Origin of the sequence: Streptomyces sp. NPDC050704 (genome assembly GCF_040654355.1) — a bacterium.
Taxonomy (GTDB): domain Bacteria; phylum Actinomycetota; class Actinomycetes; order Streptomycetales; family Streptomycetaceae; genus Streptomyces.
Window position 1 is genome coordinate 1 of sequence record NZ_JBFAHW010000036.1, and the last position, 15068, is coordinate 15068.

A 15068-nucleotide genomic window follows, 5' to 3' on the forward strand; every position below is an offset into this window, starting at 1 on the left:
TCAAGTGGGCGGGCTTCGCGGCATTCGCGGTGACGGTGGCGGTTCTCGCGTGGGGGATATCGGGTCTTGTGGGTGGGTGTCCGTGGCGCCCCGCGATCTGCAGGCCGATGGGCAGTCCGTCGGCGTCGAAACCGCAGGGGATGGAGATGGCGGGGTATCCCGCGTGCGAGATGGCTTCGGTGAGGCGCTGGTTGTCGAGCGCGGGCTCGCTGACCTCGGCCCCGGCGACGGTCAGGGGGCCGCCCGCAGGGCCGGGGTGGGGGAAGGCGGTGGTGGGTGTGGTGGCCCAGATGAGGAGCTCATGGTCGTCGAAGACCGAGGCGAACGCCTCGTGGATCTGCTGCCGTTCGGTGAACGCGGTGTGCGCGAACTCCTTCGCCGACACACCGTCCGCCCGCTTCATGAACGACAGGATCAGCGGATGTGTGAGTTCGGGTTCGCTCATGTGGTCCACCAACTCGCCCATCCCGGCCGCGATGATCGGCCCCCACCATTTGACGAAGTACTCCATCGGGTCGGGGAGGTGTACGTCGACGGGGGAGACGACCGCGCCGAGTTCGGTGCCGAAGACGTCTGCGGCTGCCAGGACGGCTTCGCGCACGTCGGACTGGATGGGAGGGTTGCCGAGTTCGGGACTGACCGCGACACGTACGCCGGCGAGGGATCCGGTCTGCGCGAGCGCCAGGTAGTCGACTCCGCTCTCCATCAGCGAGTAGGGCTCGCGAGAGTGTGGGCCGGCGACGACCGAGAGCATCAGGGCGTTGTCCGCGACGGTGCGCGTCATGGGGCCGACCGCACCGACCGACTCGAACGCCTCCGCCTCCGGGTGGCGCGGGATGCGTCCGATCGAGGCCTTGAGGCCGACGACTCCGCAGTAGGACGACGGTACGCGGATGGAGCCGCCGCCGTCGCTGCCGACCGCCAGGGGCCCGAAGCCCGCGGCGATCGCGGCCGCCGCTCCACCGCTCGACCCTCCCGTCGTCCGAGCGGGGTCCCAGGGGTTGTTGGTGACTCCCGTCAACGGACTCTCGGTGATGGAGTGGCCGCCGAACTCCGGGGTGGTCGTCTTGCCCAGGAGCACTGCTCCGGCCGCCTTCAGCCGAGCCCAGATCACGCCGTCCTCGGTGGGGACGTGGTCGGCGAAGTGGAGTGAGCCATAGGTCGTACGTACGCCTGCGGTGGGGGTGAGGTCCTTGATGGTCAAGGGGATGCCCAGCAGGGGCGGCGCGTCGTCGGAACCGCCCGCGAACACCTGCTCCGCGCGTCGGGCGTCCTCTCTGGCCGCCTCGAACGTGGTCGTCACGAACGCGTTGATCTTCGGGTTGTGCTCTTCGACGCGGGTGATCAGGGCGTCGACGACTTCGACGGGGGAGAGCTTGCGGCTTCGGTATTCCCGAGCGAGTTCGATCGCCGACATGAACGCGATGTCGTTGTCCATCAGGTCACTCCCGGAGATATATTGAAGGTTATGCAACGCGTGCTACATTACGCCCCTCGGTACGGAGATGAAAAGAGGTGCGTGTGCTCATTTACGACGCTGCCGGCCGCAGGTCAGCCATCGATCGCTTGTTGAGGCCGGGCTCCATTGCTGTGCTCGGCGCATCCGCCACGCGCGTCGCCGGCGGAAACGAGGCCATCCGCAATCTGCGCCGCGCAGGCTTCGCGGGTTCCCTTCACGTGGTGCATCCCGCCGGTGGTGTGGTGGAAGGCATCAAGGCTCACCGGACGGTTGCCGAGCTGCCCGACGGGGTCGACGTCGCGTTGCTGAACATCCCCGCGTCCTCCCTTGTCCCGGCGCTGAGCGAACTCGAGAACCGGGGTGTGGCCGGCGCCGTGGTGGCCACGGCCGGCCTGACCGCCGAGGAGGGCGCCTCGCTGCGCGAGTTCTGCTCGAACGCGCGCATCGTCGTCAACGGACCCAACTGCATGGGCGTCCTCAACGTCGCCGATGGCGTCCCGATGTGGTTCTACGAGGGCATGCTCACCGATGTGGCCGCAGGTCACGCCGCACTGGTGACACAGTCGGGATCGGCCTCGTTCCTGGCGCGGGCCGCGGAGGGCGTGGGCTTTTCGTTCATCATCTCCTCGGGGAACGAGATGGGCGCGTCGACGGCCGACTATCTGGACTGGCTGGCCGACGACACACAGACCAAGGCCATCGGCGTCGTGATGGAGTCCATCCGCGACGTTCGCGCGTTCGAGGCCGCCGTGGGGCGGTGCCGGCTTGCCGGCAAGCCGGTGGTGGTGCTCAAGGTCGGGCGCACGGATGCCGGCTCCCAGGCCTCGGTGGCACACACCGGAGCGATCGTGGGACGCGACGATGCCTACGTCGCGCTCTTCCGCCGCCTCGACGTCCCCCTCGTGTCCGACTACGACGAACTTGCCGTCGCCCTGTCTCATCTCGCTTCGCCCGGAGGGCTGCTCGCGGCAGGGCCGCGAGCAGCGGTGGTCACGGACAGCGGTGGCGAGGCCGCGCTCGCGGCAGATGTCGCCGCGCGGCTCGGAGTGGATTTCCCGCAGTTCGAGGAGCACACCGTACGGACGCTGGCCGAGCTCCTGCCGGGAATGCAGCCGCGCAACCCGCTGGACGTGGGAGGCAGCCCGGGGGCTGCGGAGGACGTGTATCAGCAGGTCATGCCGATCGTGGCCGCGGACGCGAACGTGGACAGCGTCGTTCTTCTCGTCGAAGCACTTGCCTCGATGAGCGAGGAGGAGACGTCCTACGCGGCAGGCATGTACGAGGCTGCCCGGGCGCTGGCGGAGTCCGGGACCGGCAAACCGGTGGTCATCGCCTCTCCCACCAGCGCGTCGGTGAGCACGCAGGTGCAGCAGATGGCGGGTCCGCGGGTACCCGTGCTGCGCGGGCTGGCCAACGCCGTCACGACGCTCCGGGTCCTCGCCGGAAACCAGCAGCCGGTGGTCCCGGATGTCGAACGGCCCGCCGGGTTGCCCGGACCCGATGCGGTCGAGGCCTTGCGGAGTGAGGTGTCCGCACACTCCGGACCACTGCCCGTGCCCGTGTGCCGACGTCTGCTGGATGCGTACGGCATACCCGTCGTGAGTTCGGTCCTGGTGAAGGACGCCGCTGAGGCTCAGCGGTGGGCGGACGGGCGGTACCCCGTAGTGGTGAAGGTCGCGTCGGCGGACGTCAGTCACCGCAGCGAGGTGGGCGGCGTGGTCACCGGCGTCGAGGCGGCGGAACAGCTGGCAGCGGCGTTCAAGGGCATCGAGTCGAGTGTCACCTCGCTCGTGCCGCATGCCCTGATCGACGGTTACGAGGTCCAGGAGCAGGTGCGCGACGCCGACGAGGTGCTGGTCGGCTTCGTACGCGATCCCGCCCTGGGGCCCACGGTGACGGTGGGCACGGGAGGTGTCCTCGTCGAGCTCATCGGGGACGTCTCGCTCGGGCTTGCCCCGCTGGCGCCGGGGGAGGCGTCGGAGCTGCTGAACCGGACGCGCCTCGGCAGGCTCCTCGCGGGCTACCGGAGGCAGGACGGTGCGACGGACACAGGGGCTCTGGTGGATCTGATCGAGCGTTGCGCATGGCTGGCGGCGGACCTTGCCGACGTGCTGGCAGAGGGCGACTTCAATCCGGTGATGGTTGAGCGGGGAAGCGGGCGGGTGCGCGTGGTCGACGCGCTCATCGTGGCTTCGGCGAAGACGAAAGGACTGTGAGCACCATGGATTCCGTACAGGAGAGTTCCGAGGCCGTTCGCCTCGTCGTCCCGCAGGTCTCGGATGCGCCGTCGTTGCGGGGCCGCGAGTTCCTCACGGACTGGTTTCAGGTGGAGCCCGAGAAGCTCGAGCTGTTCGACAGTGCGACCTACAGCGACGTCAGTCCCCACGAGGTCGATCTCACGGCCTACCCCGACGACCTGGTCGAGGGCTACCACCTTGTCGCACTCCTCGACTACCTGGTCAACCACGTCCTCTACGTCGAAGGCCCATGGGTGGCATGGAACTACGGGATGGACCGGGTCCGCTTCGTGTCCCCCACACGGGCCAGAGACCGATGGCGTGTGCGGGGCACGGTCGACGACGTCATCGAGCGCGGCGACGGGTTCCTGCTCCGCATGAGTATCGCTTCGGAGGTGCAGGGCAGAGAGAAGCCCGGCTTCGTCGTCCAGCAGCAGGTGCTGTGGCGTGAGGGAACAGCGACCTGAAGCAGCCTGGGTGACCGGAACGCCGGCAGGCCGCGGGTCCGTGCCTTCGCCGTGAAGTCTCCGGGAGCAGCCGCGGCTTCGCGGCGCACCTCACCGCCTGTCCGGGGCCATCCGCCCGGCGGGCCCAGTGCTGCGGGAGCCCCTCTGCATCTCCATGCGAGGGGCTCCTTGCCATGCCTCACGGGCCGCTCCCGAGTGTTCGAGGACGGCGGCAAACCGGCCATTGCGTTTCATGTAGAGCTGGTTATATATTGCGCGCTACGTGACACCCGGGCCTCTGGGTGCCCACACCCAGGAGGTGTGCATGTTCCGTCATCTACGTCCCTCCCGCGGTCGCAGCGGAGTGGTGGCCGGCCTCGGCTCGATCGTCGCTCTGAGCGTTCTGGCGGCGTGCAGTGGCCAGTCCGAGTCGACTGCTCCGAACACGTCCCGGAAACTGACCTCCACGACCGCCCGCGCCACCGGTGACATCGACCGGTTGACGTGGAACCTGTCGGCCGGAGAACCGGACGTCATCGACCCGGCCAACGCCGCCACGTACAGCGGAGGCACGGTGGTCGACAACTTGTGCGACCCGCTGATACGGGTTCGCGCGGACTACTCGACAGAGCCCAACCTCGCGTCTCTCAAGCAGGTCAGTCCCACGCGACTCGTGATGTCCATCCGTGACGACGTCACATTCTGGGACGGCTCCAAGCTGACGGCCGAGGATGTCGCCTACAGCCTCAACCGCTCGGCCGACCCCTCCCGGATCGTCGGTTTCGTGTTCGAGAAGGTGAAGTCGATCAAGGTCACCGGACCGGCCGAGGTGACCGTCGACTTCAAGCAACCCGATGAGCTGTTCGCGAAGGAGATGGGAGCCATCGCGGGTGTCGTCGTGCAGAAGAAGTTCGCGCAGGCCGCGGGGAAGAAGTTCGGTACCGCGGCGGGCGGTCTGATGTGCAGCGGCCCCTTCGAGCTGAAGAGCTGGAAGAGCGGCGACAGCATCACGATGACGCGCAACGACCGCTACTGGAACGACGACTACCGTGCCCGCCCGGCGACGGTGAAGTTCACCTTCATCAGCGATTCGACCGCCCTGACCCAGGCCCTGGACGCCGGCGAGATCGACGGCGCGTACGAGATCTCGCCGACCGCCATCCCGGCTCTGGAGAAGTCCTCCACGGGAACCCTGCGGTTCGGGCCGTCCACCCAGGGACTGTCGCTGGACGTGGCGCGCACCGACGGCCCGCTCAAAGACGCCCGACTGAGGCAGGCCCTTCAGGTCCTCGTCGACCGGGACGCGCTCGCCAAGGTCGTCTACAAGGGAGCCGCGACTCCCAACTACACCCACCTCACAACCACCACGTGGGAGCAGGGTGGACGCGCCATCTACCAGAAGGCCTACGACCGCTTCGCCAAGGAACGCGCACACGATGAGGCCGCGGCGAAACGGCTCGTCGGTGAGTCGTCGTACGACGGCACGAAGATCGTCCTGGCTTATGAGGGCGGCAACCAGACGTACGGGCAGGTTGCCCAGCTGGTCCAGCAGCAGGCGAAGCAGGCGGGACTGGAGATCGAACTCCGGCCGATGCAGTCCCTCGAGTTCGCTCAGGCACAGTACGACGCCTCGAAGAGGGACGGCGTCGACCTCATGCTCAACTCCTCGTTCAACGGTGTGCAGGATCCGGTCGAGGCCACGGGCTTCGTCTATCTGCCCACGTCGGTCTACAACTACACGAATTATGACAACCCCGAGGTCACCAAGCTGATCAGCCAGATTCGTGCCAGCTTCGATGTGCAGGAGCGCGCGCGGCTGTTCGTCAAAGCCCAGGACATCTACGAGCGCGACAACGGCGGTATCCCGCTCCTCAGCACCAACACCGTGTCGTTCCTCAACAAGAACCTGACGGGTGCCGTGACGTCCTTCGCGTACTGGTCGATGCCCTCCATGGCACTCATCGGTTCCGCCGGGTGAGCCGGGTGTCCCGCGGAAAGGAGTCACGGCCGAGTAGTTCTGGCCGACGTCGCGCGCGGGCGCTGACCCGGGGGGTCGTGCACTGGGTCGTCGGGCCGGTGACCACCGTGCTCGCCGCATCCTTTGTGATCTTCGTGGCGCTTGCCCTGGCGCCCGGCGATCCCGTCGCGCGTGTGGTCGGTGACCGGGCGACGGGCGCGCAGCGCGAAGCCGCGCGTCATCAACTCGGCCTGGACGAGCCCGTGGTGGTGCGCTACTTCCACTGGCTGGGCGATGCCCTGCACGGCGATCTGGGCACGTCTCTGATCAGCCGGCAGGACGTCGCGAGCCTGCTGGCGCCGCGACTGCTCACGACCCTGACGCTCGTGCTGATGTCCGCGGTCATCATCCTCGTCATCGGGGTCGCGCTGGGAGCCGTGGGAGGTGTGAGCGATCGTCTCCGCCCGTTCGTCAACGGTGTCACGGGCCTGGGCGTCGCGATTCCGAGCTTCGTCGCTTCGACGCTGCTGATCGGCGTCTTCGCCGTCCAGCTCGGCTGGTTCCCCACGTACGGCTCCGGGGCAGGATTCGTCGACCGCCTGTGGCACCTCACTCTGCCGGCGGTGGCCCTCTCGATCGGCTGGGTCGCCTACGTCGCTCAGATGACTGCCGCGGCAGTGAAGGAAGAGGCGGTGCGCGAGCACGTCGAGACCGCGGTCGGGCGTGGCCTGCCGAGGTCACTGGTTCTCAGGCGGCATGTGATGCGCAACGCGTCGATCCCGGTGCTGACGGCTTCCGGGCTGACGGTGGCAGGACTCGTAGCGGGTTCCGTCGTCGTGGAGACCGCCTTCGGCATCGACGGAGTGGGGTCGATGCTCGTCAAAAGCGTCTCCAGCAAGGACTATGCGCCGACCACGGCGATCTCTGTTCTGGTGGTCATGGTCTTCGTGGTCGTCACCACCGTCATCGACTTCGTGCAGACCCGGGTCGATCCTCGCCTCAGGGAGCACAGCCCATGAGCACCACGACACTGAAGCGGGTGCCCAGCAGGCCACGCCCGTTTCGACTTCCCCTCGGCGGAGACCGTTTCCTCCTCGCGCTGAGCATCGTGTGCGGCCTCCTGGCGCTGCTGGCCGTGTTCGGTCCTCTCCTGGCCCCGTATCCACCCGCGCAGACGAACATCCTGGCGGCGGGCCAGGGTCCTACGGGCGCACACCTTCTGGGCACCGACTCTCTGGGCCGCGACATCCTCTCGCGACTGCTCGCGGGCGCGCGGCTGAGCTTTGCGGGTCCCGGGATCATCGTGCTCGTCAGCTCGGTCCTCGGCACGGCTGTCGCCGTGACCTCGGCCTGGATCGGCGGCGCCTTCGACTCGGCCGTCAAGCGCGTGCTCAACGTGGTCTTCGCGGTCCCGGGCATCCTGGTGGCCGTGCTCGCGGTCGCACTCTTCGGCCGCGGCTTCACGGCTCTCGTCATCGCCTTGTCCCTGATCTACACGCCGTATGTCGCCCGGGTCGTACGCAGCGTCGCGGCGACCGAACGGCGACGTCCCTACATCGAGGCCCTCCGGCTCGCGGGTCTGTCCGGCTGGCGGATCTGCACCAGGCACATCCTGCGAAACGTCCTGCCGATCGTGCTGGCGCAGGCCACCATCGGTTTCGGCTCCGCGCTGATGGACTTCGGCGCGATGTCGTTCCTCGGCCTCGGTGTGCAGCCTCCCTCGGCCGAGTGGGGGCTCATGGTGAGCGACGGGCGGTCGGAGATCCTCGACGGCGCGCTCCAGCAGAGTCTGTGGGCCGGAACCATGATCGTGGTCACCGTTGTCTGCTTCAACATCCTCGGGGCGCGGATCAGCTCCAAGATCGGAGCCAAGCGATGACGGACCCCAAGAAGCCGGACGCGCGTCTGCTGGAGCTGAGGCACGTCCGTGTCGACCTCGACCGGGACGGGAAGCGAAGCCGGGTCATCCACGACGTCAGCCTCTCGATCGACGAAGGGGAGTCCCTCGGTCTCGTGGGCGAGTCGGGATCAGGGAAGTCCATGACGACCCGGGCCGTCATGCGACTGCTGCCGCGAGGCGCCCAGCTCGATGGTGAGGTCCTGTTCCGAGGCCGTTCGGTGCCGGGGATGAGTCGTACGGAGCTTGCCGACTACCGCTCGTCGCACGTCGGCATGATCTACCAGGATCCCCGCGCCCACACCAATCCGCTCCTCACCGTGGGCGAGTTCCTGCTCGAGGGGGTCACGTCCCGGAAGGCGATGAGCCGTCCGGAGGCGACCGAGCTGGCCGTCCGGCTCCTGGCGGAGGTCGGCATGGACGACGGTCCGCGACGTATGAGGCAGTACCCGCACCAGCTCTCGGGCGGACTGCTGCAGCGAGTCATGATCGTCATGGCCCTCATGACCTCGCCCGACCTGATCCTGGCCGATGAACCGACGACGGCGCTCGACGTCACGGTGCAGTCCGACGTGATGGCCATCCTGGACGAGCAGCGCAGGGACCGCAGGCTCGGGATGCTCTTCATCACGCACGACCTCGACCTCGCGGCCTCGGTGACGGACCGGCTGGCCGTGATGTACGCCGGGGTCGTGGTGGAGAACGGCCCCGCGGACCTCGTTCACGAACAGCCGGGGCACCCCTACACGGCGGCGCTGCTGGCCTCACGTCCCAGTCCGGTGGAGAGGCGGCCCCTCGTCGCGATCCCGGGGCGCCCCGCCTCCGCCTTCGAGGTGGGCCCGGGGTGCGTCTTCGTCGACCGATGTCCCTTCGCCCAGCAGATATGCCGTGACGAGCGACCGCGACTCGAACCTCGGTCGGGCCGGCTCGTCGCGTGTCACCGGACGGCGGAAATCGCCGACCAGGCATTCATGGAGGTGAGAGCGTGACGAGTCCCATCGTCGAGGTCGCCGGCTTGCACAAGAGCTTCACCGTGGTTGGTGACGACGGCGCGCGCGAGGAACTGCACGCCGTCGAAGGCGTGGATCTCGTGCTGGAGCCCGGAGGCTCACTGGCCGTCGTGGGGGAGTCCGGGTCGGGCAAGACCACGACGGCCAGAATCATCGCGGGACTGGGAAAGGCCACCTCAGGCAGCATCACGGTGGCCGGCCAGGACTGGACGCGTCCCGCGCGTGGCCGTGCCGAGCGCCTGGCCCGGTCGCGCCTGGTCCAGATGGTCTTCCAGGACCCGTTCGGTTCACTCGACCCGCGACAGCGCATCGGTGCGGGCCTGTCCGAGCTGCTGGCCATGCACTTCGACGTCGGCCGTACGACGGCCAGGGCCCGCGTGGCCGAGGCGCTCGAACGGGTCGGACTGGACGCCTCGCACGCCCAGGCGTACCCCCGTCGGCTCTCCGGCGGCCAGCGCCAGCGGGTCGCCATCGCCCGCGCCCTGGTACTGCGACCCCGGGTCCTCATCCTCGACGAGGCGGTCTCCGCGCTCGACGTCAGTGTTCAGGCGCAGGTGCTGACCTTGCTCAACGAGATCAGGGACACGCTCGACGTGGCCTACCTCTTCGTGTCCCACGACCTCGCGGTGGTCCGGCAGGTCTGCGACACGTGCGTCGTGATGCGCCACGGCCAGGTCGTCGAACGCGGCGAGGTCGCAGGGGTACTGGATGCTCCGCAGCATCCCTACACACAGGATCTCCTGGACGCGGTTCCCCGACCGGGGTGGAAGCCCAGCCGAAGTCGTGACAGGCGTCCTGCGGTCGACGAGCCGGTCCCGTGAGAGGCAACGTCATCCTGACCGGCATCCGCGTGTGGACGCCGCACCTGCGACACCCGTGGGTGCGGCCTTCCTCACGCAACAGATCTCCGACCGTACGTGGCGCTGTCGCACGGAAGACACCGTGCCGTACGGCGCCCTGATGGCCGTAACAGGCGTCCGACCGCGGCGCCTTCCGGACCGTACGACAGTACGAGCGTGTCCGGAGCGCACGTGCTGCGTGCCCCGGAGCACGCGGCGGCGGGGCTGCGGCCGCGGCCGGCCCCAAGGCGGCGTCCTGCGGATCTCGCCCGAGCCCGGTGTAGCCAGGAATCTCCGCCGGACCCACGAGGGCTGGTTCGGCCGACCGGCTCAGGCGTTCACGCGGTGGACCGCAGGCATCGAGAGCAGTGCCAGGAACCGGTCGAGAGCCCGCAGTTGACGTTCAACGGTCCAGATCTCCGGATGTTCCACCGCCGACAGAGCCATGCCGGTCGTCCAGGAGCGCAACAGGTCCAGCGTCACCTCGAACTCGTCATCTTCGACGAAGCCCGCGATGCCCTGGGCGAGGATCGCCCTCATGGCCGGTTCCAAGCGTGTGATGAAGTCGTCGACCGCCGCGTCGGCGTCCCGGTGAGCGACCAGCGCGATGCGCCCCCGCTCCCTGACCAAGGTCTCCTCGTCAACAGGCAGAAACCAGAGGAGCGCCGCGTGCAGCCGCTCTGCGGGATCGGCGATAGCGGCGAGCTCCTCGGCGAACTGGTCCGATTCGGCGAAGAAGTGCTCAAGAATGCCGGTGATGAGCACATCACGGTTGGGGAAGTAGTGGGTGACGAGCGTGATCGAACCGCCCAGCCGCTTGGCAAGATTCCTCAAGGTGAGCTTGGCGAACCCGCCTTCGCCCAGAACGCGAACGGCCGCGTCGGTGATCTCTTTCGCGCGCAGCTCCGGATCGACGTACTTCGGCATGCTTCCTCCCCGTCCGCGGCTGGCGGGTGCCCGCGTCCCTTACGTTCACCCCGTCAGTTTCGTACATCAGACTTTACATGAAAGTTGCGTGCTCTCCCCGTGGGTGTAACGCCGCCCGGCTGGTAGGCGATCGCAGCGTGGTGGCGGCGGGGCCTCCCTTGTGGTGATGTAGTGATAGTTATATAATGCAGACTATGTAACCTGCCCGGTGATCGATCCCGCTTCAGGGCCTGGGCGCACCTTCGTGGCCTCGCGGTGAACCTCAGTCGCGTGGGGTGGGCCGATGCCACGGGACTTCCTCTTGAACGGAGTGTCACCACAGTGCCCATCGCCACCGAACGGATAGGCCCCGCCCCCCTGAGTGCGGTCGCCGAGCAGTACATGGTGCCCATGCGGGACGGCGTAGAACTCGCCACCGACGTCTACCTCCCCGCCTCTCCGGGCCGTCACCCCGCGGTGCTGGTCCGTCTGCCGTACGACAAGAACAGCCGCTACTGCTACATGGAACAGATCGCCGCGGAACTCACCGCACGCGGCTACGCCACGGTCGTCCAGGACGTCCGCGGCAAGTTCCGCTCCCAGGGCGAGACCGTCCCCTTCGTCCACGAAGCCGAGGACGGCTACGACACCATCGAGTGGATCACCCGGCAGCAGTGGTCGGACGCCGTCGTGGGCATGTGCGGCGACTCCTACTTCGGCTTCACCCAGTGGGCCGCCGTCACCTCCGGCCATCCCGCCCTGAAGGCGATCGTGCCCCGTGTGACGTCCACGGAACACACCGTGGTGGTGCCGCGCTGGGATCCGGAGAGGATCGTCACGCTCTACGGGGCGGAGTACCTCGCCGACTACTGGGCAGCCCGCGACATCGTCCACGTCCCTGTCGACCACGACCGCCGACCGCTCCTCGCGGCGTTCGAAGAGGCGTTCAACGCCTCGGGAACCAGGTCGGTGGCCTTCGACATCTGCGTACCGCATCCCCAGCCGACCGACCTGTTCCCCCTCGGGCACCCGTTCCAGGCACGGCCGGTGCCGACGCTGCACGGCGTCGGCTGGTTCGACAACCTGCTGGGCGAGTCCATACGCGACTACACGGCCCTGGCGGCACACCCCACCTGGGGCCCGCTGACCTACCTGCATGCGGACTCCATCGACCACGAGAACCACCGCCTCACCCACTCACCCGTACAACCGGAGAACGACCACAACACCGACGACGAGGCGCTGCGCCGGACCGTCGCCCACTACGTCGCACCGGTGCTGGAGTTCTTCGACGTGTTCCTCAAGGGCGAGCGGCCCGAGGAGTCACTTCCCCGGGTGCGCTGGCACCTGGGCCACGTGGGCTTCCGTACCTCCACGGTTTGGCCGCCGCCGGAGGCCCGCGAACTGGTGCTGTATCTCGCCGAACCCACCCTGGCCGTACGGGACTCGGACGGCGGCCGACTGCACGAGAACCCGGAGCTCCCCGCCGATTCACCGCGCACGGTGCGATGGACCCACGACCCGCACGACCTGGTGCCCAGCATCACCGGGGACCCCTTCTCGGCGCTGCGCGAATGGGTCGACGAGAGCGGACTCCAGTCCCGTCCCGACGTGCTGACCTTCACCGCGGCTCCGGTCTCCACAGCGCTGGACCTTGCGGGACCGGTACGGGCCGAACTCACCGTCGACTCCACAGCACCTGGCATGCATCTGTTCGCCAAGCTCTTCGACGTCTTTCCGGACGGTACGGCCCACATGCTTGTCCGCGGACAGACGGTGCTCCCGCCCCGGCGCGGCGAGGCCGTCGAGATCGACCTCGGGCACACGGGCTACCGACTTCGTCCCGGCCACCGCCTGCGCCTCCAGCTGACGTGCAGCGACTTCCCGCACTACCTGTGGCATCCCGGGACCGAGGAGAACCCGTGGCTGGCGGCACGGGGACGCACCAGTACCCAGACGTTGTCGGTCGGCGACAGCCTTCCCGCTCAGGTGCGGTTGACCGTGCTCGGAGCGGAGGAATGACGACCACGCAGCCTCCGCTGCTGTTGGCCGGCATCGGGCGCTACCCGGTCAAGGGCCTGGGCGGTGAATCGCTCGACGAAGCCTTCCTCGGTCCGGACGGTCTCCGCTTCGACCGCATGCTCGGTTTGGCCAACGACGTGATTCCACTGGAGAGTTACGGCAGCTGGACGAGTTACGAGGCCTTCCACGCCCTGGACACCAGACCGGCCCTCGGCGGCTACTCGGCCCGGATCTCGGGCACCGACACGGAGGATGCCGAGGTCGTGCTCACGGCCCGGGACGGCGAAGACCTGCGGGTCCGGCTCCGGGAAGACGGACGCCTCGACGACGGCTTCGACGAGGGCGAGTTCGGCGCATCCCGGATCCAGAACTGGTTCGGTTCCGCGGGCCGGACCGCGCGCCTGGTCTCCTCGGGCAGCCATCTGTGGGACTTCGCCGACGCCCCGATATCGATCATCAACCTCGCCACCGTCCGCGACATCGCGCGCGTTGCGAAGACCCCACTCGACCCACGGCGGTTCAGAGCCAACCTGTACGTCGACGGCCTGCCCCCGTGGGCGGAGTTCGGTCTCCTGGGCGGACGACTGCGCATCGGTGAGGTCGACCTGGAGGTGCTGCGCCCCATCGAGCGATGCAGGGCCACGGCTGTCGACCCGGTCACCGGTAACACCGATGTCAATGTCCCGGGAATCCTCGTCGGCCACTTCGGACATTTCTACTGCGGGGTCTACGCCCAGGTCAGGACACCCGGCAGCCTCAAGGTCGGCGACCATGCGTACGTCGGCCGGCGCCGCGCGCTCACGTACGCGAGCCAGCCACTGAGCCAGAGGGAGATGGCGTCGGCACCACGGATGGCCAGGGTGGCCTCGGTGACCCGCTCGGCCGCCACCACTACGAGCATCGAGTTCGAGGACCCGAGCCCCGCTCTGGCGGCGGCACGTCCCGGCCAGTATCTGCGGGTGCACCGCACGGACCTGGATGCTCCGGGATGGCGCAACTACACGATCAGCCGCACCGGCGAGGGACCCGCACGCATCACCGCGGAGTACCGCGAGGGTGGCGTCGTGTCACCGTGGCTGGCCGCCCTGCGCGAGGACGAACAGGTCCTGGTCACCGGCCCGTTCGGGGATGCTGTTCTGGACGCGGAGGGGGACCGCCCGCTCCTGGTCCTGACAGCCGGTATCGGCATCACTCCGGCGCTCGCCATGGCCCACGCCCTGGCGGCCGCCCGCAGCGAGCGCCCGGTGGACTTCGTACACGTCGTCCCAGACATCGAAAGCCTGCCGCACTGGGACGAACTCCGGCAAGCCATCGCCCGGTTGAGCCGAGCCCGCCTGCACCTGTACGTGACCGGGCAACGGCCCGGTGACGCCGCGATGGAACATCACCCCGGACGTCCGGACGCCACTCGCGTCGCCGGCATCCTGACGGATCCGGCCTCCACCGAGGTCCACCTGTGCGGGCCCACCCCGTTCGTGACCGACATGAGGGCGGCCGTCCGGGCGGCAGGCGTGCCTGCGAGCTCGATCCGGTACGACACCTTCTACTCACCCAGGACAGTGGACATCACCCCCCGCCCGGCACCACATGCGGGACCGTTCCAGGTCACCTACCGGCCATCGGGGGCGACCGCCAAGTGGAACCCCGAGTCGGGAACCCTCCTCGACCTGGCGCAGGCCAACGGACTCACGCTCCCCGCCAGTTGCCGCGCCGGGGTGTGCGGGACCTGCGCGGCAACGGTCCAAGGCCCTACCGCCTACCTAGTCGACCCGCTCGTCGAACCCCGGGACGGACAGATCCTGCTCTGCAGCTCGGTTCCGGTGGGGGATCTCGTGGTCGAAGAGAACTGACAGACCTCGTACCCAAGGATGGTGTCGTGATGGACCGTTACGTCAACGCACACAAGGTGGAGCTCGACCCGCTGCCATTGGAGAAGCAGGACATCCTCGCGGGACGTCCGGTGGCAGCCGCGAGGACTCTGGGCGAGTTTCGGGACACCGAACTCGGGCTGTGGACACTGACGGCCGGTGTGGTGCGCGACGTCGAGGCCGACGAGGTCTTCGTCGTGCTCGCCGGAGACGCGACCGTGCGATTCGAGACCGGGGAGAGCATCGAACTGGCCCCCGGCGTCGTCGTACGCCTGCACGCGGGGGAGCGGACCGAATGGGAGGTCCGCTCCACCCTGCGAAAGATCTATGCCGTCTTCGGCTGAGACGCCGACGGCGTGCCGATAGTCGTAGAGGCTTCCGAGGACAACTGACCGAGTTCGTCCGGGTGTTCTCCCGTCCTGAGGTC

The 15068-nt window shown here is 68.2% G+C and carries 12 protein-coding genes; 10 read left to right on the plus strand and 2 right to left on the minus strand.

Annotated features, from left to right (window positions below):
* Positions 1–1438, minus strand: a 1438-nt coding sequence (locus AB0I18_RS21895; protein WP_363107220.1) for an amidase, incomplete at its 3' end; no start/stop codon positions are given.
* Positions 1439–1521: 83 nt separating this feature from the next.
* Here AB0I18_RS21895 and AB0I18_RS21900 point away from each other — a divergent pair.
* The 7 genes from AB0I18_RS21900 (at position 1522) to AB0I18_RS21930 (ending at position 9827) form a co-directional block, all read left to right on the plus strand.
* Positions 1522–3675, plus strand: a complete 2154-nt coding sequence (locus AB0I18_RS21900; protein ID WP_363107221.1) for an acetate--CoA ligase family protein — start codon at positions 1522–1524, stop codon at positions 3673–3675.
* Positions 3676–3680: 5 nt separating this feature from the next.
* Entirely contained in the window at positions 3681–4163 is a 483-nt protein-coding gene (locus tag AB0I18_RS21905) for a hypothetical protein (protein WP_363107222.1), read from the plus strand.
* Positions 4164–4467: 304 nt separating this feature from the next.
* Positions 4468–6120 (plus strand): ABC transporter substrate-binding protein, encoded by a 1653-nt coding sequence (locus tag AB0I18_RS21910; RefSeq protein WP_363107223.1) that lies wholly within the window; start codon positions 4468–4470, stop codon positions 6118–6120.
* A 77-nt stretch (positions 6121–6197) separates the two neighbouring features.
* The gene (locus AB0I18_RS21915; RefSeq protein WP_363107224.1) at positions 6198–7118 is read left to right on the plus strand and encodes an ABC transporter permease; all 921 of its coding nucleotides are present in this window, start codon (positions 6198–6200) and stop codon (positions 7116–7118) included.
* Positions 7115–7978 carry an ABC transporter permease gene (locus AB0I18_RS21920; RefSeq protein ID WP_363107225.1) on the plus strand — a complete coding sequence of 288 codons (864 nt, stop codon included), beginning with the start codon at positions 7115–7117 and terminating at the stop codon, positions 7976–7978. The genes AB0I18_RS21915 and AB0I18_RS21920 overlap by 4 nt, the downstream gene beginning before the upstream one ends.
* Entirely contained in the window at positions 7975–8985 is a 1011-nt protein-coding gene (locus AB0I18_RS21925) for an ABC transporter ATP-binding protein (protein ID WP_363107226.1), read from the plus strand. Before AB0I18_RS21920 ends, AB0I18_RS21925 begins: the two co-directional genes overlap by 4 nt.
* Complete coding sequence (locus tag AB0I18_RS21930; RefSeq protein WP_363107227.1) at positions 8982–9827, plus strand: ATP-binding cassette domain-containing protein; 846 nt, start codon at positions 8982–8984, stop codon at positions 9825–9827. Before AB0I18_RS21925 ends, AB0I18_RS21930 begins: the two co-directional genes overlap by 4 nt.
* A gap of 348 nt (positions 9828–10175) precedes the next feature.
* On the opposite strand, the gene AB0I18_RS21935 is transcribed toward AB0I18_RS21930, so the two are convergent.
* On the minus strand, positions 10176–10772 hold the full coding sequence (locus tag AB0I18_RS21935; RefSeq protein WP_363107228.1) for a TetR/AcrR family transcriptional regulator: 597 nt from the start codon (positions 10770–10772) through the stop codon (positions 10176–10178).
* 321 nt (positions 10773–11093) lie between these two features.
* On the opposite strand from AB0I18_RS21935, the gene AB0I18_RS21940 reads away from it, so the two are divergent.
* Genes AB0I18_RS21940 through AB0I18_RS21950 form a run of 3 tightly spaced genes read left to right on the plus strand, consistent with a single transcriptional unit; the run spans position 11094 to position 14985 of the window.
* Positions 11094–12773 carry a CocE/NonD family hydrolase gene (locus tag AB0I18_RS21940; protein ID WP_363107229.1) on the plus strand — a complete coding sequence of 560 codons (1680 nt, stop codon included), beginning with the start codon at positions 11094–11096 and terminating at the stop codon, positions 12771–12773.
* Positions 12770–14623: an MOSC domain-containing protein gene (locus tag AB0I18_RS21945; protein WP_363107230.1), complete on the plus strand. Its 1854-nt coding sequence runs from the start codon at positions 12770–12772 to the stop codon at positions 14621–14623. Before AB0I18_RS21940 ends, AB0I18_RS21945 begins: the two co-directional genes overlap by 4 nt.
* A gap of 29 nt (positions 14624–14652) precedes the next feature.
* A complete protein-coding gene (locus AB0I18_RS21950) occupies positions 14653–14985 on the plus strand; it encodes a cupin domain-containing protein (protein ID WP_363107289.1) in 333 nt (110 codons plus the stop codon).
* The last annotated feature ends 83 nt before the right edge of the window (positions 14986–15068 follow it).

Bases quoted from the DNA above. Each gene is read 5' to 3' on its own strand.
- AB0I18_RS21925 (WP_363107226.1), top strand. From the start codon at position 7,975: ATGACGGACCCCAAGAAGCCGGACGCGCGTCTGCTGGAGCTGAGGCAC.
- AB0I18_RS21935 (WP_363107228.1), bottom strand. From the start codon at position 10,772: ATGCCGAAGTACGTCGATCCGGAGCTGCGCGCGAAAGAGATCACCGAC.
- AB0I18_RS21945 (WP_363107230.1), top strand. From the start codon at position 12,770: ATGACGACCACGCAGCCTCCGCTGCTGTTGGCCGGCATCGGGCGCTAC.
- AB0I18_RS21910 (WP_363107223.1), top strand. From the start codon at position 4,468: ATGTTCCGTCATCTACGTCCCTCCCGCGGTCGCAGCGGAGTGGTGGCC.
- AB0I18_RS21905 (WP_363107222.1), top strand. From the start codon at position 3,681: ATGGATTCCGTACAGGAGAGTTCCGAGGCCGTTCGCCTCGTCGTCCCG.
- AB0I18_RS21950 (WP_363107289.1), top strand. From the start codon at position 14,653: ATGGACCGTTACGTCAACGCACACAAGGTGGAGCTCGACCCGCTGCCA.
- AB0I18_RS21920 (WP_363107225.1), top strand. From the start codon at position 7,115: ATGAGCACCACGACACTGAAGCGGGTGCCCAGCAGGCCACGCCCGTTT.